Origin of the sequence: Actinomadura litoris (genome assembly GCF_009733595.1) — a bacterium.
Taxonomy (GTDB): Bacteria; Actinomycetota; Actinomycetes; order Streptosporangiales; family Streptosporangiaceae; genus Spirillospora; species Spirillospora litoris.
In genome coordinates this window covers 369,463-389,422 of the sequence record NZ_WOFH01000006.1, presented here as the reverse complement: position 1 = coordinate 389,422, position 19,960 = coordinate 369,463, and the positions used below count along the sequence as shown (strand labels likewise).

Sequence of the window (19,960 nt, the reverse complement as noted above, 5' to 3'; positions counted from 1 at the left end):
CTTCCGTCGCAAGGCACAGGATCGCACACCCGAGCGGATCGCGCCCGCCGGGCGCCCCCCGCGCGGGTCAGGTGCCGAGGAGGGACGGGCCGCCGGGCCCGCGCGCGGGCACCGCGAACCAGACGGCCTTGCCCCGGACGGGCGGCCCGAGCCGCGACAGCGCCCGCTGCATGCCCCAGCGGCCCTCCGACAGCTCCCGGACGATGCTGAGCCCCCGCCCGCAGTCGCCGGACGTCCAGGAGTAGCCGGGCAGCCGCGTGTCGGAGAGCGGGTCGGTGAGGGGATCGGCGAACGCGTCGGCGGGGGCGGCGGAGAACGCCTCGGCGTAGGCGTCGAAGACCGCGCAGCGGGCCTCCCCCAGGCCGTCGTGGTCGAGCCACAGCTCGTGCGGGCCGTGGTCGCCGGCGTGCTGGTAGGCGTTGGTGGCCAGCTCGCTGACCATGAGCCGGGCGTCGGCGACCACGTCGCGGGTCGCGCCCACCGCGGCGAGTGCGCCGGCGAGGACGCGGCGCGCGTGCCCGGCGCAGCCGGGGCCGCGGGGCAGCGCCCACGCCCGGCCGGGTCTCGCGCCGGCGGGCGTCCGGGACGGCGGCGCCGCGGGGATGGTGCCGCCGGTGATGTCGGGCGAGGTCTTCACGGGTCCTCCCGTGGTCTACGCGCTCGGGAACGCGCGACCTTCGTCGGTTACTTTAAGTCCCCGGTTGGTCACAGCGTCCAGACTCCCGTGAGAATCTCACGTTCGCAACCGCCTTGAGGAGATTGCTCTGCCCGGGGCTCCGGGTTCGCCATTCGCGTTGTGGGGCGGCGCCAGAGTGGGGAGACTCCACTCTCATGACCTACCGACCAACGGTTCGTGGCCGCCGGCTGGCCCGGGAACTGCGAAAGCTGCGCGAGGAGCAGCGGCTGACCCTGCAGGAGGTCGCGGACCGGCTCGACTGGTCGCGGGCCACCGTGTCCCGGCTGGAGACGAGCCAGACCCGGCCGCGTCCCGGCGACATCGCCGACATCCTCGACCTGTACGGGGTCCCAAGCCCGGCCAGGGACGCGCTCATCACGCTCGCCCGGCAGGCGGGCCAGCGCGGCTGGTGGACCGCGTACCAGGACGTCTTCACCGGCAGCTACGTCGCGCTGGAGGACGAGGCGTCGCACATCCGCACCTGGGATCCGCAGCTCATCCACGGGCTGCTCCAGATCGAGCAGTACTCCCGCGCCGTCATCACCGCCGGGCGGCTGCTGCCCGCGCAGGAGGAGATCGAGCGGCGGATCTCCGCGCGCACGATCCGGCAGGCGCTGCTGGACCGCGAGAACGCGCCGAAGCTGCACGTGATCTTCGATGAGTCGGTGCTGCACCGGCAGATCGGCGGGCCCGAGGTCATGCGCGCCCAGTTGGAGGCGCTCAACCTGGCCGCGGAAACTCGCCCATCCGTGTGCGTTCAGGTACTTCCTTATACAGCGCAGGAGCATGCGGGCCTTGACGGACGTTTCACCATATTGTCGTATCCGAACGCCGCGGACCCCGATATCGCCTACGTCGAGGGCACCATGGGCGACGTTTACCTTGAGAGCGCCGAGGAAATAGCAAAACATAGGGACCGCTTCGATCGGATCGAGGCGGAGGCCCTGTCCCCCGAGGATTCCGCGCACCTCATCGCCGAGGCAGCAAGGAGCAGCCCGTGACCAACCTGCAGCGCGAACTCACCGGAGCGTGCTGGCGCAAGTCGTCCCACAGCGGCAGCGGAGACCAGTGCGTCGAGGTGGCCACCCTGGCCAGTGACCTGCGCGCGGTCCGCGACTCCAAGGACCCCGCCGGGCCCGCGCTGGTGCTGACGCAGGCCGCCTGGCGGACCCTGCTCACCTCGCTCCGGGAGGCATAGCAGCAGCGAGCACGACCCGAGGGGCCGCGGCGTACGCCGCGGCCCCTCGGCCTGCCCGCCCCCTTTTCGGCCCGCTCGAAATGGCACGTGAGGGATCGCACAGTGCGGAGAGGAATGGGAGGGACGGGCCGGGGGCTGACCCTTTGGGGAGCGGGAAACCCGGCTTCCCGGATAGCGATCAGAGAGTGGAGATGGGCACACGATGTCCGCTGAGCAAGCCGCGTCCGTACGGGAGACCACGCCCGTAGGGGAAGCCGGATCCGCAGGGGAAGGGGTTTCCGCGTCCGGAGCGGACGGCCCGGAGGGCGCGCCGGAGCAGCAGGACGCGGCCCGGCTGCTCGTCAGGACCCTGGAGGCGGAGGGGGTCGAGTACGTCTTCGGCATCCCGGGTGAGGAGAACATCCACTTCGTCCACGCGCTGAACGAGTCCTCCATCCGGTACGTGCTCGTCCGGCACGAGCAGGGCGCGGCGTTCATGGCCGAGATCTACGGGCGGCTGACCGGCCGGGCGGGGGTCGCCTCGGCCACGCTCGGGCCCGGCGCGATCAACCTGCAACTCGGCGTCGCGGACGCGACCACCAACAGCACCCCGGTCGTCGCGATCTCCGCCCAGGTGGGGCTGGACCGGATCTACAAGGAGTCGCACCAGATCGTCGACCTCGTGTCCCTGTTCCGCCCGATCACCAAGTGGTCGGAGCTGGCGCCGACGGCCGAGGCGCTGCCCGAGATGGTGCGCAAGGCGTTCAAGACGGCGCAGACCGAGCGTCCCGGCGCGGTGTACCTGGCGATCCCCGAGGACGTGGAGTCCGCGAAGGTCGCCGCCGACCTCAAGCCGCTGAAGGTCAACGTCGTCCGCCCGCAGGAGCCGTCGGCGTCCCAGATCGCGCGGGCGGCGGACGTGATCGCGCTCGCCCGGCAGCCGATCATCCTCGCCGGGCACGGCGCGGCCCGCGCGGGCGCGGGCGAGGCGCTCGTGCACTTCTCCGAGCTGCTCGGGCTGCCGGTCGCGACCACGTTCAACGGCAAGGGCGTGTTCCCCGACGACCACCGGCACGCGCTCGGCGCCGTCGGGTTCATGCGGCACGACTATGTGAACTTCGGCTTCGACGAGGCGGACGTGCTGATCGCCGTGGGCTACGAGCTCCAGGAGTTCGACCCGGTCAAGATCAACCCGGCCGCCGACAAGAAGATCATCCACATCCACCAGTTCCCCGCCGAGGTCGACGACCACTACCCGGTCGAGGTCGGCATCCAGGGCGACCTCTCGCGCTCGCTGCACGCGCTCGCCGAGGCCGTCCACCGCCGCTTCGACGTCAACGGGACGGGCCGCGAGATCCGCCGGCTGATGAGCGAGGAGCTGGCCGAGGGCGCGGTCGAGGACGGGTTCCCGCTCTCGCCGCGCCGCATCGTCGCCGACGTCCGCGCCGCCATGGGACGCGACGACATCGTGCTCGCCGACACCGGCGCGGTGAAGATGTGGATGGCGCGCATGTACCCGACCTACGAGCCGAACACGCTGCTGGTGTCGAACGGGCTGTCGTCCATGGGGTTCGCGGTGCCGGGCGCGATCGCCGCCAAGCTCGCCCGCCCCGACCGGCGGGTGCTCGCGGCGACCGGCGACGGCGCGTTCCTGATGAACTCGCAGGAGCTGGAGACCGCCGTCCGCGAGAACATCCCGATCACCGTCCTGATCTGGGACGACTCCGCCTACGGGCTGATCGAGTGGAAGATGGACCTCGACATGGGGACGAGCTCGCACGTGAAGTTCGGCAACCCCGACTTCGTGAAGTACGCCGAGAGCTTCGGCGCGCGCGGCTACCGGGTCGGCTCGGCGGGCGAACTGCTGCCGACGCTGCGCAAGGCGCTCGCCGACGACGCGGTCTCGGTCATCACCGTGCCGGTCGACTACTCGCACAACCTCCGCCTCACCGACAAGCTGGGGGAGCTCACGGATCCGTTCTGACACGGGCACGCCGCGCGCGCCATGGCCGCTGACACAAATGTCCGGTGGGTCCTGGCCCTAACCTGGCGGCATGGGGAGCAACGGTGACGGGCCCCTCGCCGGGCGCGTGGCGGTGGTGACGGGGGCGGGACGGCGGGCGGGGATCGGGTTCGCGATCGCCCGGGACCTGCTCGCGGCGGGCGCGAGCGTGCTGGTGCAGTCGTGGACGCCGCACGACGACGAGCAGCCGTGGGGCTCCGATCCCGCCGGGATCGACGGGGTACTGGAGGCGCTCGGCGGGACCGGCCCCCGGCTGGCCTACCTCGCGGCCGACTTCGCCGCGCCGGAGACGCCCGGACGCGTCGTCCAGTACGCGGTGGAGACGTTCGGCGCGATCGACGTCCTCGTCGCGAACCACGCGCGCAGCTCGCTGCAGGGGCTCGGCGAGCTGACGGCCGCCGAGCTGGACATGTGCTGGGCGGTGAACGCGCGGGCCAGCGCGCTGCTCGCGCAGGAGTTCGCGGCCGTGCACGACGACGCGCGGCCGGGCGGGCGGATCGTGCTGTTCACCTCGGGCCAGCATCTCGGGCCGATGCGGCGGGAGATCCCGTACGCGATCAGCAAGGGCGCGATCCAGCAGATGACGCTGACGCTCGCCGACGCGCTCGCCGACCGGGGCATCACGGTCAACACCGTCAACCCGGGGCCGGTGGACACCGGCTGGGCCGACGAGGAGCTGACCGCCAAGGTCGTCGGGGCGCTGCCGTTCGGCCGGTGGGGCGCGCCGGACGACGTCGCGCGGCTGGTCCGGTGGCTGGTCTCCGACGAGGGCCGCTGGATCACCGGTCAGGTCATCAACTCCGAGGGCGGCTTCCGCCGGTGGGCCATGTGAACCCCGGGTGTGAGCCCCGGGTGTGAGCCCCGGGGTCAGGCGCGGCAGATGATCTCGCCGTGGGTGACGGAGTACCAGCCGTCCTCGGCGGCGGCCCACGCCTTCCAGCCCTCGTAGAAGCGCCGCAGCTCCTCGCGGGTGGCGTGGCCTCCGGCGACGGCCTTGTCGGCGACCGAGGAGTCGCGCAGCCGCCCGCCCCAGGACTCGCTCCACCACTCGCGCTCCCGCGGGGTGGAGAAGCACCAGCTCGACGCGGAGGCGGTGACGTCGGTGAACCCCGCCGCGCGCGCCCAGGACACCAGGCGGCGCCCGCCGTCGGGCTCGCCGCCGTTGCCGCGCGCCACCTTGTAGTAGACGGGCAGCCAGGAGTCCATTCCGGGCGGGTCGGGGTACCAGACCATGCTGCCGAAGTCGGCGTCGCGGGCGGCGACGATCCCGCCGGGCTTCGCGACCCGCCGCATCTCGCGCAGGGCGAGCACGGGGTCGGCGACGTGCTGCAGCACCTGGTGCGCGTGGACGATGTCGAAGGTGTCGTCGGCGAAGCGCAGCGCGTGGACGTCGGCGACGGTGAAGGCGACGTTGCCGAGGCCCTCGGTGCTCCGGCGCGCCTCGTCCAGGACGGCCTCGGCCGCGTCGGCGCCGGTGACCGGGCCGGGGGCGACGCGGCGGGCGAACCCGGCGGTGATCGTGCCGGGGCCGCAGCCGACGTCCAGCACCGAGAGGCCGGGACGCAGGTGGTCGATCAGGTAGGCGGCGGAGTTCTCGACCGTCCGCCACTGGTGCGAGCTGAGCACGCTGCCGTGGTGGCCGTGGGTGTAGGACGCGTCGGCGGTCATCGGACATCACCTCTCCGTGCGGGTCCGCCAACCCTACGCCGGTTCTCAATAAATGAGAATCATGTCTCATAATGCAAGACGGCCGGACAGGGAACGAGGCCGGGGCGTCACGCCCCGGCCTCGCCTTCGGTCTCGCTGCCGGTCTTGTTGGGGGCCGGGTGTCAGGCGGCCAGCGCGATCCGGCGCTCCGGCATCGGAGCGCGGACGGGAGTGGGGACGGGGGTATGGACGGGAAGCGCCTCGACCACGGCCAGCGCGGGCGCGGTCTCGGCGTAGGCGTTCAGCGTCACGTGGGTGAGTTCGGTGAGCCACGGCTGCACGACGGTCCGCTCGGCGGGCCCGCCCAGCCGCGGGTGGGAGAGATGGAATGTGCCGGTCGTCTCGCTCACTGCCAACACCCCTTCCTTGAAGCCCGGTGGCCCCATCACCTGCGGGTACCACCGGTTGTCACATACCCGTTAGTACGCGTGTACAAGCCACTTGGTTCGTCGCCTGTTCCCGGATGTCTCCGAGATCACAGCGCTCACGCTACGCACCACCACTGACATTTTCGAACAGGTTTTCGCTCGGCCGGAGTCCCTGGCCGGACCCCCGGCCGGGCCCTCCGTCAGTCCGGACGCGGCGCCGGGTCCGTCGTGACCGAGCGCAGCAGCGGGCGGCTGAGCGCGCTCGCCCCGAGCACGCCCCCGAACCCCGCGACGACGAACACGACGAGTGTGAGGAGGCCGGGCGTCCCGAAGCCGGTGGCGAACGGCGCGGCGAAGAACAGGCCGGTCAGCAGCGAGCCGCCGCCCATGACGGCGAGCGGGATCAGCGTCTCCTGCCGCCGCGCGCGGTCGAGCACCCCCAGCGGTGTACCGGCCAGGCGCAGCATCGCATACGTCTGCCTGCGGTCGAGGACGGCGGACGCGCCCGTGATCCCCGCGCTGGTCACGGCGATGAGGAAGGACACGAACAGGACGGTGAGCGCGCCCGTCCGCAGGTCGCCGAGCAGCCGGTTGCCATAGACGTCCTCGTCGGCCTGGCTGGTGGCGACCTTGCCGGGGACGAGGCCGGCCAGCGCCGTCCGGGCGCGGTCGGTGGGCGCGGCGCCCCCCGGAACCGTGATCGTGACGACGCCCTTCCGTGTCACCGTGCCGTGCTCCGCCAGCGGGTCGTCCTCCGCCTTGATTTCCTTGACCGCGACCGTGGCGCCCGTCCCGGCGAGCCGGTGCCGCGCCTGCTCGGCGACCTCGGCCGCCCGCGCCGGCGGGAGGTTCAGCCGCAGCGCGTGCGGGTCGCGCGTGCCGTCCACCGACAGCGACGGCGGCGCGTTCAGCAGCGCGAGGAAGCCCGCGACGAAGCCGGTGAGCGCGACGCCCGCGACCGTCCGCCAGGCGGCGCGCGGGTCGTCCAGCAGGCGGCGCCCGGCGAGCAGCCGCGCCGGGCCCCGCGCGGTCAGCACGGTCGCGCGGCCGATCAGCGCGACCACCCACGGCCCCGCGAGGTTGATCGTGAGGAAGGCCAGCGCGAGGAAGACCAGCAGGACGACCAGCGCCGCCCGGCCGAGGCTCATCAGCGAGCCGCTCACGGCGCCGAAGGAGACCAGCACGGCGACGAGCGCGCCGAGCCGGACCGCGCGCAGCCGCGGCGGGGTCTCGCGGCGCGCCACGCCCAGCGGGCTGACGACGACGCGGCGGAGCCCGACGACCGCGCTGACGCCGACGAGCACGGGCACCGCCGCGAGCACGCCGAGGACCGTGAGCGGACCGGGCCACAGGTGGGCGGCGAACCAGCCGCCGCCCGCGATCTGGATGTGGACGAGCGCCGGGGTCGCCGCCGCGTACAGCAGCAGGCCCGCGACCGCGCCCGCGGCGGCGGTCAGCACCGCCTCGGCGACGGTGATCGCGACGACCTGCCCCGGGGTCGCGCCGACCAGCCGCAGCGCGGCGAGCCGCCGGTCGCGGCGCGCGACCGTGAGCCGGGCCGCCGCGCCGCCGAACACCAGCAGCGGCGCGACCATCAGCACCGACGCGATCGCCATCAGCACCCGGTAGGCGCCCGAGAGCGAGGACCCGGCCGTCGGGAACCGGTCGATCCGGACGGGCCCGGCGGTGGTCTCCAGCGACTCGGAGGCGTTCCGGTCCACCGTCATGGCGGGATCGGCGGGAGCGCGCCCGATCACGATGACGAGTTCGCCCGGGTACACGAGCGCGTCCCGCCCGAGCGTCCCGGCGGACGCGGGGAACCGCGCGGCGAGCCGGTCGGCGGGCAGGTCCTTCATCAGGCGGCCGAGGGCGGGCGAGGTCCACGCCTCGCCGGGCTTCGGGAAGTGCGGCATGCCCGGCGGGACCGGCGCGGAGCCGTTCAGCGCCGCGAGGTCGACCACCGAGATCGGCCTGCCCCGGACGTAGTCGGTCGACAGCGCCTCGATCGCCGCCGGCGCCGCGGCGGCCTTCTCCGGGTGCCGCCAGGCGTCGGCCTGCGAGCGCTGCTGGAACGCGTGGTTCGCGCCGATCGCGAACAGCAGCAGCCCGGTCGAGACGGCGACGGCGGCGAGCGTGAGCGCGGAGCCGAGCAGCCCGCGGCCGCCTCCGCCGCGCAGCAGCCGCCAGGCGAGCGCGAGTGTCGCGGGCATCACCGGATCCTCTGGACGCGGCCGTCGCGCACCTCGGCCACCCGGTCGCACCAGGCCGCCACCGAGGGGTCGTGGGTGACAACGACCAGCGAGGCGTCGTTGTGCTTGGTCGCCTCCACGAGCAGCCGCATCGTGTCGTGGCCGGTCGCCTGGTCGAGGGCGCCGGTCGGCTCGTCGGCGAACACCACGGCCGGGCGCGGCACGAGCGCGCGGGCGATCGCGACCCGCTGCGCCTGCCCGCCCGACAGCTCGCCGGGGCGGCGGTGCCCCATCCCGTCGAGGCCGAGCGGGCCGAGCCACGACCGGGCCGCCTGCACGGCCTCGCGCCGGGACGTGCCGCCCAGCATGAGCGGCAGCGCCACGTTCTCCTCGGCGGGCAGTTCGGGCAGCAGCTCCCCGAACTGGAACACGAATCCGAAGCGGGACCGGCGCAGCGCGCTGCGGCGCCGCTCGCCGAGGGTGTCGACGCGCTGGCCGAGCAGCCGCACCTCCCCCGCGTCCGGACGGGTGATCCCGGCGAGGCAGTGCAGCAGCGTGGACTTCCCGGACCCGCTCGGGCCCATGATCGCGACGGCCTCGGCGCGGCCGACCGCGAGGTCCACGCCGTCCAGCGCGACGGTCGCGCCGAAGCGCTTCACGAGGCCGTGCCCCGAGAGCACGGCCTCCGGCGGGGCGGGCAGGCTCACGGGCGGGGCTTCCGGACGGAGTCGACGATCTCCCGGGCGGGCAGCACGACCCCGCCGTAGACGACGAACACGACGAACGCGATGAACAGCGGCACATAGATGAGTTCCATGGCTCCAGCGTGCGCCGGGGCCGCGTCCGGCGGCATCGGGCGCGGGGACAGGCCCTGGGCGGCGGCATCGGCCGAACGGTCGATCCCGGGGTCGGCTGCGGGTCGTAGCCTCGTGTTCCATGAGCGACCTGGCCCGCCGGACACCCCGGAACGACCCGGGCGCGCGGCTGGACCGCATCCACTCCGTGGGCGGCTGCCTGGTGCGCGGCGCCTACGGCGGCTTCGCGGCCCTGTACCTGCTGGCCTGCCTGCTCGGCACCCCGAAGACCGGGACGAGCATGTGGCTGATCGCGGTGGCGGCGGTCGTCAACGTCGCCGCCGTGACGATCCGGTTCCCGCTGGCGTGGGCGGTGGCGGCGGCGCTGGCCTCGGCGCTCAGCACGCTGCTGATCGCGCCGGTGATCGGGCCGGACCTCGGCAACCCGAGCATGTTCGCCGAGATCGGCGGCCTGCTCATCGTCATCGCCCGGGTGGTCTGGCGGGCCCCGCGCAGGCTGCTCGTCTGGATCACGGTCACCCTCGCCGTCGCGGTGCTGATCGTCCCGCTGCGCTGGTCGGTGGTCGGCGCCGTGCTGTTCACCGCGCCGCTCGGCATCTGCGTGGCGATCGCGCTCGGCGCCGGGCTCTACCTGCGGGCGGTGGACGCCCGCCGGTCCAGGTCGCTGGCCGCCGCGCGCCGCGACGAGCGGCTGGAGCTGGCCCGCGACCTGCACGACTTCGTCGCCCACCACGTGACCGGCATCGTCGTCCAGGCGCAGGCGGCGCGGTTCGCGACGCGGTCGGGCGCGGGGCAGTCCCCCGAGCAGCTCGACACGATGTTCGAGGGCATCGAGCAGGCGGGCACCGAGGCGCTCACGTCCATGCGCCGGATGGTCGGGCTGCTGCGGGACGCGCAGCACGGCGGCGCGGCGGACGGCGAGGCGTTCGGCGGCGCGGCCCCGGGATCCGGCGGCGGGTCCGGCGGCCTGTCGGACGATCGGGGCTCGGCCACCCGGCCCGTCGGCGACCTCGCGCAGTTGGAGCGGCTCGTCGAGGGGTTCACGCATCCGCGGGCCGTCCTCGCGCGGGCGCCCGACCTCGGCTCGCTGCCGCCCGAGGTCGCGACGTCGGTGCACCGCGTCGTGCAGGAGGCGCTGACCAACGTCCGCAAGCACGCCGCCGACGCGACGTCCGTCCAGGTGAGCGTCGCGCGGCTCGGGGACGGGTCGGTCGAGGTCTGCGTCCGCGACGACGGCCAGGGGCGCGGCCGCCGGCTGCCCTCCAGCGGGTTCGGGCTGTCGGGGCTCGGCGAGCGGGTGGACGCCCTCGGCGGGCGGCTGAGCGCGGGCCCGCGCCCCGAGGGCGGCTGGGAGGTCGTCGCCGTCCTCCCCGTCCACGGCGCCCGGCGGGCCTGAGAGAATCGGCGACGTGACCATCCGCGTACTGATCGCCGACGACCAGCAGATGGTCCGGACCGGGTTCCGGATGATCGTCGACTCGCAGCCCGACATGGAGGTGGTCGGCGAGGCCGCCGACGGCGCCGAGGCCGTCGCGCTCGCCCGGCGGCTGCGTCCCGACGTGTGCCTGTTCGACATCCGGATGCCCCGCATGGACGGCCTGGAGGCGACCCGGCTGCTGGCCGGCCCCTCGGTCGCCGACCCGCTGCACGTGGTGATCGTCACGACGTTCGACATGGACGAGTACGTGTACGGGGCGCTGCGCGGCGGCGCGGCCGGCTTCCTACTCAAGGACAGCGGACCCGCGCTGCTGGTCGAGGCGGTGCGCGCCGCCGCGAACGGGGAGGCGCTGGTGTCGCCGTCGATCACCGTCCGGCTGCTGGAGCACCTGGCGACGCCGCCGCCCGCGCCGACGCTGCCCCGCGAGGCGCTCACCGACCGCGAGCTGGAGGTCGTCCGGCTCGTCGCGCGCGGCCGGACGAACGAGGAGATCGCGGGCGAGCTGTTCGTGTCGCTGTCCACGGTCAAGACGCACCTCGGCAGCATCCACCGCAAGCTCGGCACCCGGAACCGGGTCGAGTCGGCCGCCTGGGCGTGGGAGTCGGGCCTCATGGCCTGACCCCGCCGGGCCGCGCACGGGCACGATGGAGGAAGCGACGGGGGGACGGCACTGGCACCGGAGTCGATGAACGGGCTGCCCACGGCCGTCCTGATCGTGTGGGTGATGTGCGCCCTCGGGTGGGGCGCGGTCTACCTCACGCTGCGGCGCGGCCTGCGCGGGCCGGCGCGGGGGCCCGCGCTGTTCACGCACACGCTGACCCCGGCGTCCACGATCCTGCTGTGCTCGCTCGTCGGGTTCGGCTCGCTCCAGTCGGTGATCGTGCTGACCGCCGAGTGGTGGGCGCTGCTGCTGGTCACCGGGCTGCGGCCGGAGCGGCTGGTCGCCGCGGGCGGGCTCGGGAGGCTCGCGGCGTGGGCCGCCGCGGCCGCCGCCGGGACGCTCCTCGCGGGCCACCTGGTCCTGTGAGAAACCCGGCCTGGCGCACGAACCCGCGTTGCGCGACGTCGGTCAAACGTACGTAGTATCCGAAGCGACGGATGGCCGATGCGGGCCGGTCCCGTGTGGGGGCGGCCCCACGTCCCCCCGGAACGGCTCGAACCCTCGGAGGTGGAGCATGCCGTGTGCGCTGTGCGGCGACATCATCCCGACCGAGGTGGCCCGCTGCCCGGCCTGCGGCGCCTGGGCCCGGCGCCGCGACTTCCGGGCCGTCGGCGTCGCGGTGTTCATGCTGCTCGGCTTCAACGCGTTCATCGCGCTGGGCTCGGGGATCAGCCTGCTCAGGATGGCGCGGCCGCTGCGCGGCGCGACCCACGACACCTACGACCCGGGCGCCACCGACCGGGCGCTCGCCCCCTACAGCGACGTGTTCCTGATCTGCTCGATCATGGCCGCGGTCACCGGGCTGCTGTACCTCGGCTGGCTGTGGCGCGCCTACCGGCAGTCGCCCGGCCCGCACCGGCACCACCGCGCGTGGGTGGTCCTCGGCTGGCTCTGCCCGATCGTCAACCTGTGGCTGCCGCCCCGCCTGGTCTACGAGGTGTGGGTGAACAGTGGCCGGTACCGGACGGCCGAGCGGCAGGCGGCGGGGCTGGTGGTCGCCGCCTGGTGGACGTGCGTCCTGCTCGGCGTCCTGCTCGCCCGCGTGTTCACCGCGGGCAGTGTCGAGACGCTCGCCGAGGCCCGCTTCGACGTCCACGTCGGCGTCGCGGCCGCCGCGTTCCAGGCCCTCGCCGCCGCGCTGTGCATGGCCAGCGTCTTCCAGATCACCCGCCTCCAGGTCGCCCGCGGTACGTAGCGGTGTTCCGAGGTCGCTTCGGAACGCGCGTCAGCCCGAACTGCCCCGGCTGGCGTGCCAGAGGCGTGCCGGGGGCGGGCGCCTGACGGCGGGCCCCGCCGGGCCGATGTCGGAGTAGCGGGACATGGCGAAGCCCGTCGGCTGGACGATCCGGCGCCCCACCGGGCGGGCGACCGGTCCCGGGCGGGCCATCACGGCGCGGACCTCGTCCAGGCCGTCCCGCCGCCAGACCTCGTGCAGGGCGGCGAGGTCCCAGCAGGCGGTGGCGGTGATCGAGAAGGCGCGCTCGCCCGCCCGCCGCAGCCGGCCCCGGGCGACCAGCAGCCACGACCCGAACACGGTCGCGGCGCACCGCTCCTGCACCGACTCGAAGAACGTGAGGTCGACCGGGCCCGACCCGTCGTCCAGCGTCGCGAAGATGACGCGCTGCCCCGACCTGACCGCCGGCGTCTGCGTCGCGACCTTGACCCCGGCGACCAGCACCTCGCTCCTGTCGGGACGGCCCGGCAGCGCGCCCGCGCGGACGACGCCGAGGTCGCCGAGCAGCCCGTCGTAGAAGGTGAGGACGTGGCGGCTGACGTCCATGCCGAGGACGTCCAGCTCCGCCTCGACGATCTCGGCGGCCGTCATCGGCGGCAGCTCGCCCAGCGGGACGTCCTCGGCGAGGTCCAGGCCCTCGGGGCTCCCGAGCGGGAGCTGCCCCTCGGGGACGGCGCGGTCGGCGCGGCCGGTGCGGTGCAGCGCGCCGACCCGGCAGAGCAGGTCGCGGCGCGGCACCGGCGGATCCCGGTACAGCGCGTCGAACCCCCCGGCCAGGACGAGCCGCTCCGCGACCGGCCGCGACACCCGGGCGCGGCGCCAGAAGTCGGTCAGCGACGCGTACGGGCGCCCCTCCACGATGCGGCCGACCTCCGCGTCGCTGATCCCCCTGACCTCGCTCAGCGCGACGCGGATGCCGGACGGCCCGCCCCGCGACACCGGCTCGGCGTGCCAGGCCGCCGCCGACCGGTTGACGTCCAGCGGCAGGATCGGGACGCCGAAGTGGCGGGCGTCGTCGAGGATGACGCGCTTGGGGTACATGCCGGGGTCGTGGGTGAGGACCCCGGCGTAGAAGGCGGCGGTGTGGTGCCGTTTCAGCCACGCCGACTGGTAGGTGGGCAGAGCGAATGATGCGGCGTGGGCCTTGCAGAAGCCGAACGCCCCGAACGCGGTCAGCGTCCGCCAGACCCGCTCGACCGACGGCCCGTCGTAGCCGCGCGCGAGGGCCCGCTCCCGGAACCACGCGCCCACCACGGCCTGGCCCTGCTCGTGGTTCAGGTTCCGCCGCGCCGCCTCGGCCTTGGAGAGGCCGCAGCCCGTCATCACGTCGAAGATCCGCAGCACCTGCTCGTGGAAGACGACCACGCCGAGGCTCTCGCGCAGCACGGGCTCCAGGTCGGGGTGCGGGTACTCGGGCTCGCGCGTCCCGGCGCGGGCGGCGAGGAACGGCGACACCATGTCGGAGTTCACCGGGCCCGGCCGGAACAGCGAGATGTCGATGACGAGGTCGCCGAGGTCGCGGGGCTGGAGCCGGCCGATCAGCTCGCGCTGGCCGGGCGACTCGATCTGGAAGCAGCCGAGCGTCCGGGACGTGCGGATCAGCTCGAACGTCGCCGGGTCGTCGCGCGGGACCGCCTCCAGGTCGATCTCCGCGCCGGACGCGCGGGCGGCCTCGGCGACGGCGTGCGCCATCGCCGACTGCATCCGCACCCCGATGACGTCGAGCTTCAGCAGGCCCATCGCCTCGACGTCGTCCTTGTCGAACTGGCTCATCGGGAAGCCGACCGCGCTGGTCTCGACCGGCGTGCGGTCGCGGAGCGTCGCGTCCGACAGCAGGACGCCGCACGGGTGCATCGCGATGTGGCGGGGCAGGCCGTCCAGCCGCTCGGCGATCCGGAACAGCACCTCCAGCCGCGCGGTCGCGAGGCCGCTCTGCCGCAGCTCGGGCAGCTCCTCCAGCGCGGCGCCGATCTGGCTCGCCCGGATCTGCGGGAACGCCTTGGCGACCACGTCGATCTCGTGCGGCGGCAGCCCGAGAGCGGCGCCGACATCGCGCAGCGCGCTGCGCGCCCGGTAGGTCTCCATCATCGACACGCACGCCGTGCCGTCCGCGCCGAACCGGGCGAACAGCGCCTCGTAGGCCTCCAGGCGGCGCGCCGACTCCACGTCGAGGTCGATGTCGGGCAGGCCCTCGCGGCTGTCGGCGAGGAACCGCTCCATGAGCAGGTCGTGGCGGAGCGGGTCGAGGTCGCCGATGCCGAGCAGGTGGTTGACCAGGCTGCCCGCGCCCGAGCCGCGGATCGCGCACCGGATGCCGCGCTCGCGGATCAGCGCGGCGGCGTCCGCGACCGTGAGGAAGTAGGCGGCCAGGCCCTTGCGGGCGATCACGCCGAGCTCGGTCGCGAGCCGGTCGGCCGCCGCGCGCGACCCCTCCAGGCCCCGGCGGGCCAGGCCGTCCGCGCAGCGCGCCACGAGCCCGGCGTGCGGGTCGCCCTCGACGGCGGGCAGGTGCACGCCGTCCATGCCGAGGTCGGCCGGGTCGAGGACGCAGCGCTCCGACAGCCGCCGCGTCGCGTCGAGCAGCCCGCCCGCCCCGGGGCCGGCGACCCCCTCGGCGACGCGGCGCATCTCGGGCGGCGACTTCAGGTAGGACTGGCCGGTCCGGTCGTCCAGGTGCCGCCTGTCCAGCGGAGCGAGGCGGCGCGCCGCGTCCAGCACCTGCGCGACCGGGTGGTCGGCGGCCTCCAGGTAGCGGACGGCGTTGCCGAGCACCGCGGCCACCCCCGCCTCGCGGGCCAGGGCGAGCATCCGCGCGGCGCGGTGCCCGTCGCCCCGGTCGTGGTGGTCGACGATCTCGATCACGGTCTCGGCGGCGGCGCGCCAGGCGGCCAGGCGCCGGGCCGCCAGGTCGGGACGGCGCGCCGCGACGGCCCGTCCCACGTCGGACGCGGGGCCGAGCAGCACCACCAGGCCCTCCGCGTGATCGGCGATCACCTCCCGGGTGACGAACGGGTGCCCCCGCTCCCCCGCCGCGTGCGCCGCCGTCACCAGCCGGCACAGCGACCGCCATCCGGCCCGGCCCTCCGCCAGGACGACCACCCGGTCCCCGCCCTCGGGGCCGAGGCGCAGGTCGGCGCCGAGGGCGGCGCCGAGGCCCGCGTCCCGGCAGGCCCGGACGTGCCGGACCGCGCCGTACAGGCCGTCGCGGTCGGTCAGCGCCAGCGTCTCCATGCCGAGGGCCGCGGCGCGCCCGGCCAGCGCGGCGGGCGACGCCGCGCCGTACCTGAGCGAATACCCCGAAGCGACATGAAGGTGCACAATCAGTCCCATACCCGGGAAAGCAGCCAGGTTTCGGACGCGCCGTCATAGCGCAGCTCGTACACCCCGACCTCCCGGTCGGGGGTCGCCTCGACCCGCCAGAACTCCCGCTCCCCGGTGGCCTCGCCGTCAGGTCGCTCCTGCCACCAGTCGCGGGTCGTGACCCAGTGCTCCAGCACCCGCCGCACGGTGTGGAGCCGGCCACGCCAGACGAACCGGACCGGACGCCCGTCACTCACCCAGACGTCCACCGGATCGCCGAACACGCGCGTCATCTGCCTCCCCCTCATGTTCACCGCACGGGGGAAGACATGCGGAAGATTCGAACATACGTTCGCGGGGGAGTCTAGGGAAGCACGAGACCCGGAGGCAAGGCGGGCCCCCGCTCCGGCCCAAGGTTCCCGCCCGGGGCTACCTCAGCAGGCGAAAGAGCTGGTCAGCGACGTGGGTGACCTCGGCCACGTCGGCCATCCCGCCGCCCGGCCACAGGTAGGACCAGCCCGCCGCGACCGGTGTCGCGACCACCATGACCTGGCGCCGCGTCCGCGGGCCGAGCACGCTCAGCACCGACTCCGCGGGCCCGGCGAACCGCCAGGACAGGCCGCGCGCCTCGACCTCGTACGCGAGCGCCGCGAGGTGCCGCCGCCGCACCTCCGGGATCTCCCGCCCATCGACTACAGACACTTGATCAGCCGCCTCAGCACCGGGTCGGGCCGCCATGCCGGCACCGCGCCATGGTGGTGGCATGCCCGTTCCATGACCATGGGCGATCGCGTGGCGACAACTGGTGACCGGGTTCAAGCATGACCCGAGAACCGCTGCTGTGCAGGGGAAACCCGGAGAGTATGGCGGGGATTTCGCGGTCCTCCAGGGATGGACCCGGACGGCGCCGCGGACGCGCCCCGCCCGGCCGCGCCAATCAGGTCCCCGCCCGGCCTCCGGAAGGGCCCCGGGCGCCTCCGCGCGGGCTTTCTCACACGCTGGAACCCGGTTCCGGTAGCCGGATCGGCGTCATGATAGAAGCCAGGGGAAGAACCTCAGGGAAAGCCCAGGGACGCCGGGCCCGCGCCCGGCGTCCGCGAGAGGTCGAAGGAGCCAGCGATGACCGCCGCCCCCGACGGCGACGTTCACGGTCCCGTGGACGGCGCCCGCTGCACGGCGCACCCCTGCGCGGTGGAGGAGCGGCGCGAGATCGCCGGGCTGCGCGAGCGCAAGAAGCGGCGCACGCGGCTGGCGCTCATCGACGCGGCCCTGGACCTGTTCCTTGAGAAGGGCTACGACGCGACGACGATCGACGAGATCGTCGCCGCGGTGGAGGTGTCGCAGCGGACGTTCTTCCGCTACTTCGCCACCAAGGAGGACGTGGTCACCGCCTTCCTCGGCGAGTACGACAAGCTGATGGCCGAGGCGCTGGCCGCGCGTCCGGCGCACGAGCGGCCCTTCACCGCGCTGCTGGAGTCGCTGCGCGTGATGCTGCGGACGAGCGCGGCCACCGGCGGCGGCGACAGCGACAGGTTCCGCCGCATCCGGCAGGTGCTGAAGTCGACGCCGGCGCTGGAGGCCGCGCAGACGGCCCGGTACTCGGCGGCGGAGAAGACCCTCGCCGCCGAGATCGCCCGCCGCGAGGGCGTCGACGCCGCCGACGACCTGCGGCCCCATTTCATCGTCGCGTTCCACACGGCGGCGGCGCGGGTGGCCTTCGAGGACTGCGCGCGGAACGATATCTGGGACCCGGAGACGGTCGCGGCGCGCGTCGAGGAGTCCCTCGCGCTCGCCGTGGCGACCATGCGCGAATGGGTCTGACCGGGGGCGACGCCGGTGAACGACGCGAACTCGACCTGGGCGGCGGGACCTGGCCGGAATAGGACGCCGGGGGGCCGGGTTGCCGCTGAGAAATCAGACCTGAGGAGTTGCGTATGCGTGCGATCGTCGTGACCGAGACGGGCGGACCCGAGGTCCTGCGCGAGGCGGAACGGCCGGACCCGGTGCCCGGTCCCGGCGAGGCGCTGGTGGACGTCGCGGCGAGCGGGGTCAACTTCGTCGACGTGTACTTCCGAACGGGCACCTATCCGCTCGACCTGCCCGCCGTCCCGGGCGTGGAGGCGGCGGGCACGGTGGCGGCGCTCGGCGACGGCGTCACCGGCCTCGCCGTGGGCGACCGCGTGGCCTGGGCGAACGTGCAGGGCGCCTACGCGGCGCGGGCGGCGGTCCCGGCCGAGCGGCTCGTCCCCGTCCCGGACGCGGTGAGCCTGGAGGACGCGGCGGCCACCCTCCTCCAGGGCATGACCGCGCATTACCTGACGCACTCGACGTATGAGGTCCGGCAGGGCGACACCGTCCTCGTGCACGCGGCGGCGGGCGGGATGGGCCTGCTGCTCACCCAGGTCGCCAAGGCGCGCGGCGCCCGCGTGATCGGGACGGCGTCCACGGCGGAGAAGGAGAAGCTCGCGCGGGACGCGGGCGCCGACGAGGTGCTCGGCTACGACGGCTTCGCCGACCGGGTGCGGGAGCTGACCGGCGGCGAGGGCGTCGCGGCGGTCTACGACGGCGTCGGCGCGCCCACCTTCGACGGGAGCCTCGCGAGCCTGCGGCGGCGCGGCGTCCTCGCGCTGTACGGGGGGGCGGGCGGGCAGGTGCCGCCGTTCGACCCGCAGCGGCTCAACTCGGCCGGGTCGGTGTACCTGGCCCGCCCGAACCTCACGGACTACACGGTCGGCCGCGCCGAGCTGCTCGAACGCGCGTCCGACGTGTACCGGTGGGTGGCCTCGGGCGAGCTGGACGTGCACGTCGGGCACCGCTACGACCTGGGCGAGGCGGGCACCGCGCACGCCGACCTGGAGGCGCGCCGGACCACCGGCAAGCTGCTGCTGATCCCCTGATCGCTCCTTACACCATGGTCCGTCCGCCCCCGGCCCCCGATCCTTCGTTCGGGGGACCGGGGGCCCCGGCTCCCTTAGGCTGTGCGCGGGAGAGACAGATCATCAAGGAGCCCGAGCACCCATGACGACGTACGCCGCCGGACCGCTCCAGCATGACGAACCCCGCGTCCTCGGCCCCTACCGGCTGCTCGGCCGCCTTGGGCGGGGCGGGATGGGAACGGTCTACCTCGGAGCCGAGTCCACCGGCCGCAGGGTCGCGGTGAAGGTGGTGAACCGGGAGTTGGCCGGCGAGCCGGAGTTCCTCGCCCGGTTCCGCCGCGAGGTCACCGCGGCGCGCCGCGTCCACCGGTTCTGCACCGCGCCCGTGCTGGACGCCGAGCTCGACCAGGACCCGCCCTACATCGTCACCGAGTACATCGACGGGCCGAGCCTGGAGAAGGCCGTCCTGGAGCGCGGCCCGCTGCCCGGCTCCGACCTGGAGGGCCTCGCGGTCGGCGTCGCGACCGCGCTCACCGCCATCCACGGCGCCGGGATCGTGCACCGCGACCTCAAGCCGTCCAACGTGCTGCTGTCCTCCACCGGCCCGCGCGTCATCGACTTCGGCATCGCCCGCGCGCTGGACGCCCCGGACGGCCCGACCCGCACGGGCCAGTTCGTCGGCACGCCCGCCTACATCGCGCCCGAGGTGCTGCGCGGCGCGCCGGTCGAGCAGGCGTCCGACGTGTTCTCCTGGGCCTGCGTCGTCGCCTACGCCGGGACGGGGCGCCCCCCGTTCCTGGGCAGGACGGTCGCGGAGACGTTCGAGCGGATCGGGGCCGCCGAGCCGGTGCTGGACGGGCTCGACCCCCGGCTGCGCGCGATCGTCGCGGCGGCGCTCGCGAAGGACCCGGCCGCCCGTCCGACGGCGCGGGCGCTGCTCGCGCGGCTCGTCGGGCAGGAGGAGGCCGACCCGGAGCGGATCGCGGAGTCGGTCTCGGCGACCTGGCACCGCGCGGACCGCGACCGCACGAGCGCGAACGGCGCGGCCCCGGCGCCCGCCGCGACCGTCCCGCCGCCGCCGGCGACGGCCGAGGCCCCCGGGGACGAGCGCGCCGCCGCGCCGCCCCCCGCCGCCGAGGCCAAGCCCCCGGCGCTGCCGACCGACGAGCAGACCGTGCTCGTCGACCTGCCCTACCCGGAGGCGTGGCGCGGACCGAAGCGCTGGTTCAGCCTGCTGCGCGGCGTGCTCGTGATCCCGCACCTGATCGTGATGCTCGTCATGTACACGCTGCTGGTGCTCGTGATGGTGCCGAGCGCCCTGCTCATCCCGTTCACCGGTGCCTACCCGCGCTCGCTCTACCGGCTCGTCGTCGGCTGCCAGCGCTGGTCGAGCCGGGTGGTGGCGTACGCGTTCGGGCTCACCGCCGAGACGCTGCCGCCGTTCCGGACGCTCCCGCGGGCGCGGCGCGCGCGCCGCTGACCTCCTCGTCCCGAAC

Annotated in this window: 19 protein-coding genes; 11 read left to right on the top strand and 8 right to left on the bottom strand. The window is 74.4% G+C overall.

Going from position 1 to position 19,960, the window contains the following annotated elements:
- Nucleotides 1-67 precede the first annotated feature (67 nt).
- Nucleotides 68-637, bottom strand: a complete 570-nt coding sequence (locus tag GNZ18_RS19465; protein WP_308165965.1) for an ATP-binding protein — start codon at nt 635-637, stop codon at nt 68-70.
- Nucleotides 638-831: 194 nt separating this feature from the next.
- On the opposite strand from GNZ18_RS19465, the gene GNZ18_RS19460 reads away from it, so the two are divergent.
- The 4 genes from GNZ18_RS19460 (at nt 832) to GNZ18_RS19445 (ending at nt 4,708) form a co-directional block, all read left to right on the top strand.
- Nucleotides 832-1,677, top strand: coding sequence for a helix-turn-helix domain-containing protein (locus GNZ18_RS19460; protein ID WP_156217908.1), 846 nt, complete (start codon nt 832-834; stop codon nt 1,675-1,677).
- Nucleotides 1,674-1,874 carry a DUF397 domain-containing protein gene (locus GNZ18_RS19455; protein WP_214616887.1) on the top strand — a complete coding sequence of 67 codons (201 nt, stop codon included), beginning with the start codon at nt 1,674-1,676 and terminating at the stop codon, nt 1,872-1,874. The genes GNZ18_RS19460 and GNZ18_RS19455 overlap by 4 nt, the downstream gene beginning before the upstream one ends.
- Nucleotides 1,875-2,076: 202 nt before the next feature.
- The gene (locus GNZ18_RS19450) at nt 2,077-3,837 is read left to right on the top strand and encodes an acetolactate synthase large subunit (protein ID WP_156217907.1); all 1,761 of its coding nucleotides are present in this window, start codon (nt 2,077-2,079) and stop codon (nt 3,835-3,837) included.
- A 70-nt stretch (nt 3,838-3,907) separates the two neighbouring features.
- Nucleotides 3,908-4,708: an SDR family oxidoreductase gene (locus tag GNZ18_RS19445; RefSeq protein WP_156217906.1), complete on the top strand. Its 801-nt coding sequence runs from the start codon at nt 3,908-3,910 to the stop codon at nt 4,706-4,708.
- A 35-nt stretch (nt 4,709-4,743) separates the two neighbouring features.
- Here GNZ18_RS19445 and GNZ18_RS19440 read toward each other — a convergent pair whose 3' ends face one another.
- The 4 genes from GNZ18_RS19440 to GNZ18_RS19425 all read right to left on the bottom strand — a co-directional run bounded on the left by GNZ18_RS19440 (nt 4,744) and on the right by GNZ18_RS19425 (nt 8,847).
- A complete protein-coding gene (locus GNZ18_RS19440; RefSeq protein WP_156217905.1) occupies nt 4,744-5,544 on the bottom strand; it encodes a methyltransferase domain-containing protein in 801 nt (266 codons plus the stop codon).
- A gap of 161 nt (nt 5,545-5,705) precedes the next feature.
- Entirely contained in the window at nt 5,706-5,933 is a 228-nt protein-coding gene (locus tag GNZ18_RS19435; RefSeq protein ID WP_156217904.1) for a hypothetical protein, read from the bottom strand.
- A 218-nt stretch (nt 5,934-6,151) separates the two neighbouring features.
- Complete coding sequence (locus GNZ18_RS19430) at nt 6,152-8,161, bottom strand: FtsX-like permease family protein (protein ID WP_156217903.1); 2,010 nt, start codon at nt 8,159-8,161, stop codon at nt 6,152-6,154.
- Nucleotides 8,161-8,847 (bottom strand): ABC transporter ATP-binding protein, encoded by a 687-nt coding sequence (locus GNZ18_RS19425; protein WP_312874615.1) that lies wholly within the window; start codon nt 8,845-8,847, stop codon nt 8,161-8,163. Before GNZ18_RS19425 ends, GNZ18_RS19430 begins: the two co-directional genes overlap by 1 nt.
- A gap of 229 nt (nt 8,848-9,076) precedes the next feature.
- On the opposite strand from GNZ18_RS19425, the gene GNZ18_RS19420 reads away from it, so the two are divergent.
- The 4 genes from GNZ18_RS19420 (at nt 9,077) to GNZ18_RS19405 (ending at nt 12,249) form a co-directional block, all read left to right on the top strand.
- The gene (locus tag GNZ18_RS19420) at nt 9,077-10,351 is read left to right on the top strand and encodes a sensor histidine kinase (RefSeq protein WP_156217902.1); all 1,275 of its coding nucleotides are present in this window, start codon (nt 9,077-9,079) and stop codon (nt 10,349-10,351) included.
- Between the two features lie 13 nt (nt 10,352-10,364).
- Complete coding sequence (locus tag GNZ18_RS19415) at nt 10,365-11,012, top strand: response regulator (RefSeq protein ID WP_214616891.1); 648 nt, start codon at nt 10,365-10,367, stop codon at nt 11,010-11,012.
- Nucleotides 11,013-11,078: 66 nt separating this feature from the next.
- Nucleotides 11,079-11,420 (top strand): hypothetical protein, encoded by a 342-nt coding sequence (locus tag GNZ18_RS19410; protein ID WP_246249972.1) that lies wholly within the window; start codon nt 11,079-11,081, stop codon nt 11,418-11,420.
- Between the two features lie 148 nt (nt 11,421-11,568).
- Entirely contained in the window at nt 11,569-12,249 is a 681-nt protein-coding gene (locus GNZ18_RS19405) for a DUF4328 domain-containing protein (protein WP_156217900.1), read from the top strand.
- Nucleotides 12,250-12,279: 30 nt separating this feature from the next.
- Here the strand turns inward: GNZ18_RS19405 and GNZ18_RS19400 are convergent, their stop codons facing one another.
- The 3 genes from GNZ18_RS19400 to GNZ18_RS42280 all read right to left on the bottom strand — a co-directional run bounded on the left by GNZ18_RS19400 (nt 12,280) and on the right by GNZ18_RS42280 (nt 16,290).
- A complete protein-coding gene (locus GNZ18_RS19400; RefSeq protein WP_156217899.1) occupies nt 12,280-15,618 on the bottom strand; it encodes a DNA polymerase III subunit alpha in 3,339 nt (1,112 codons plus the stop codon).
- On the bottom strand, nt 15,609-15,881 hold the full coding sequence (locus GNZ18_RS19395) for a DUF6504 family protein (RefSeq protein ID WP_156217898.1): 273 nt from the start codon (nt 15,879-15,881) through the stop codon (nt 15,609-15,611). Before GNZ18_RS19395 ends, GNZ18_RS19400 begins: the two co-directional genes overlap by 10 nt.
- A 136-nt stretch (nt 15,882-16,017) precedes the next feature.
- On the bottom strand, nt 16,018-16,290 hold the full coding sequence (locus GNZ18_RS42280; protein WP_312874614.1) for a hypothetical protein: 273 nt from the start codon (nt 16,288-16,290) through the stop codon (nt 16,018-16,020).
- Between the two features lie 417 nt (nt 16,291-16,707).
- Here GNZ18_RS42280 and GNZ18_RS19385 point away from each other — a divergent pair, with 417 nt between their 5' ends.
- The 3 genes from GNZ18_RS19385 to GNZ18_RS19375 all read left to right on the top strand — a co-directional run bounded on the left by GNZ18_RS19385 (nt 16,708) and on the right by GNZ18_RS19375 (nt 19,944).
- Nucleotides 16,708-17,409 (top strand): TetR family transcriptional regulator, encoded by a 702-nt coding sequence (locus tag GNZ18_RS19385; protein ID WP_156217897.1) that lies wholly within the window; start codon nt 16,708-16,710, stop codon nt 17,407-17,409.
- A 113-nt stretch (nt 17,410-17,522) separates the two neighbouring features.
- Entirely contained in the window at nt 17,523-18,485 is a 963-nt protein-coding gene (locus tag GNZ18_RS19380) for a quinone oxidoreductase family protein (RefSeq protein WP_156217896.1), read from the top strand.
- 121 nt (nt 18,486-18,606) lie between these two features.
- Complete coding sequence (locus tag GNZ18_RS19375) at nt 18,607-19,944, top strand: DUF4389 domain-containing protein (protein ID WP_156217895.1); 1,338 nt, start codon at nt 18,607-18,609, stop codon at nt 19,942-19,944.
- Nucleotides 19,945-19,960 lie beyond the last annotated feature (16 nt).

Bases quoted from the DNA above. Each gene is read 5' to 3' on its own strand.
- GNZ18_RS19460 (WP_156217908.1), top strand. From the start codon at position 832: ATGACCTACCGACCAACGGTTCGTGGCCGCCGGCTGGCCCGGGAACTG.
- GNZ18_RS19450 (WP_156217907.1), top strand. From the start codon at position 2,077: ATGTCCGCTGAGCAAGCCGCGTCCGTACGGGAGACCACGCCCGTAGGG.
- GNZ18_RS19445 (WP_156217906.1), top strand. From the start codon at position 3,908: ATGGGGAGCAACGGTGACGGGCCCCTCGCCGGGCGCGTGGCGGTGGTG.
- GNZ18_RS19440 (WP_156217905.1), bottom strand. From the start codon at position 5,544: ATGACCGCCGACGCGTCCTACACCCACGGCCACCACGGCAGCGTGCTC.
- GNZ18_RS19430 (WP_156217903.1), bottom strand. From the start codon at position 8,161: ATGCCCGCGACACTCGCGCTCGCCTGGCGGCTGCTGCGCGGCGGAGGC.
- GNZ18_RS19420 (WP_156217902.1), top strand. From the start codon at position 9,077: ATGAGCGACCTGGCCCGCCGGACACCCCGGAACGACCCGGGCGCGCGG.
- GNZ18_RS19410 (WP_246249972.1), top strand. From the start codon at position 11,079: ATGAACGGGCTGCCCACGGCCGTCCTGATCGTGTGGGTGATGTGCGCC.
- GNZ18_RS19405 (WP_156217900.1), top strand. From the start codon at position 11,569: ATGCCGTGTGCGCTGTGCGGCGACATCATCCCGACCGAGGTGGCCCGC.
- GNZ18_RS19400 (WP_156217899.1), bottom strand. From the start codon at position 15,618: ATGGGACTGATTGTGCACCTTCATGTCGCTTCGGGGTATTCGCTCAGG.
- GNZ18_RS19395 (WP_156217898.1), bottom strand. From the start codon at position 15,881: ATGACGCGCGTGTTCGGCGATCCGGTGGACGTCTGGGTGAGTGACGGG.
- GNZ18_RS19385 (WP_156217897.1), top strand. From the start codon at position 16,708: ATGACCGCCGCCCCCGACGGCGACGTTCACGGTCCCGTGGACGGCGCC.
- GNZ18_RS19380 (WP_156217896.1), top strand. From the start codon at position 17,523: ATGCGTGCGATCGTCGTGACCGAGACGGGCGGACCCGAGGTCCTGCGC.
- GNZ18_RS19375 (WP_156217895.1), top strand. From the start codon at position 18,607: ATGACGACGTACGCCGCCGGACCGCTCCAGCATGACGAACCCCGCGTC.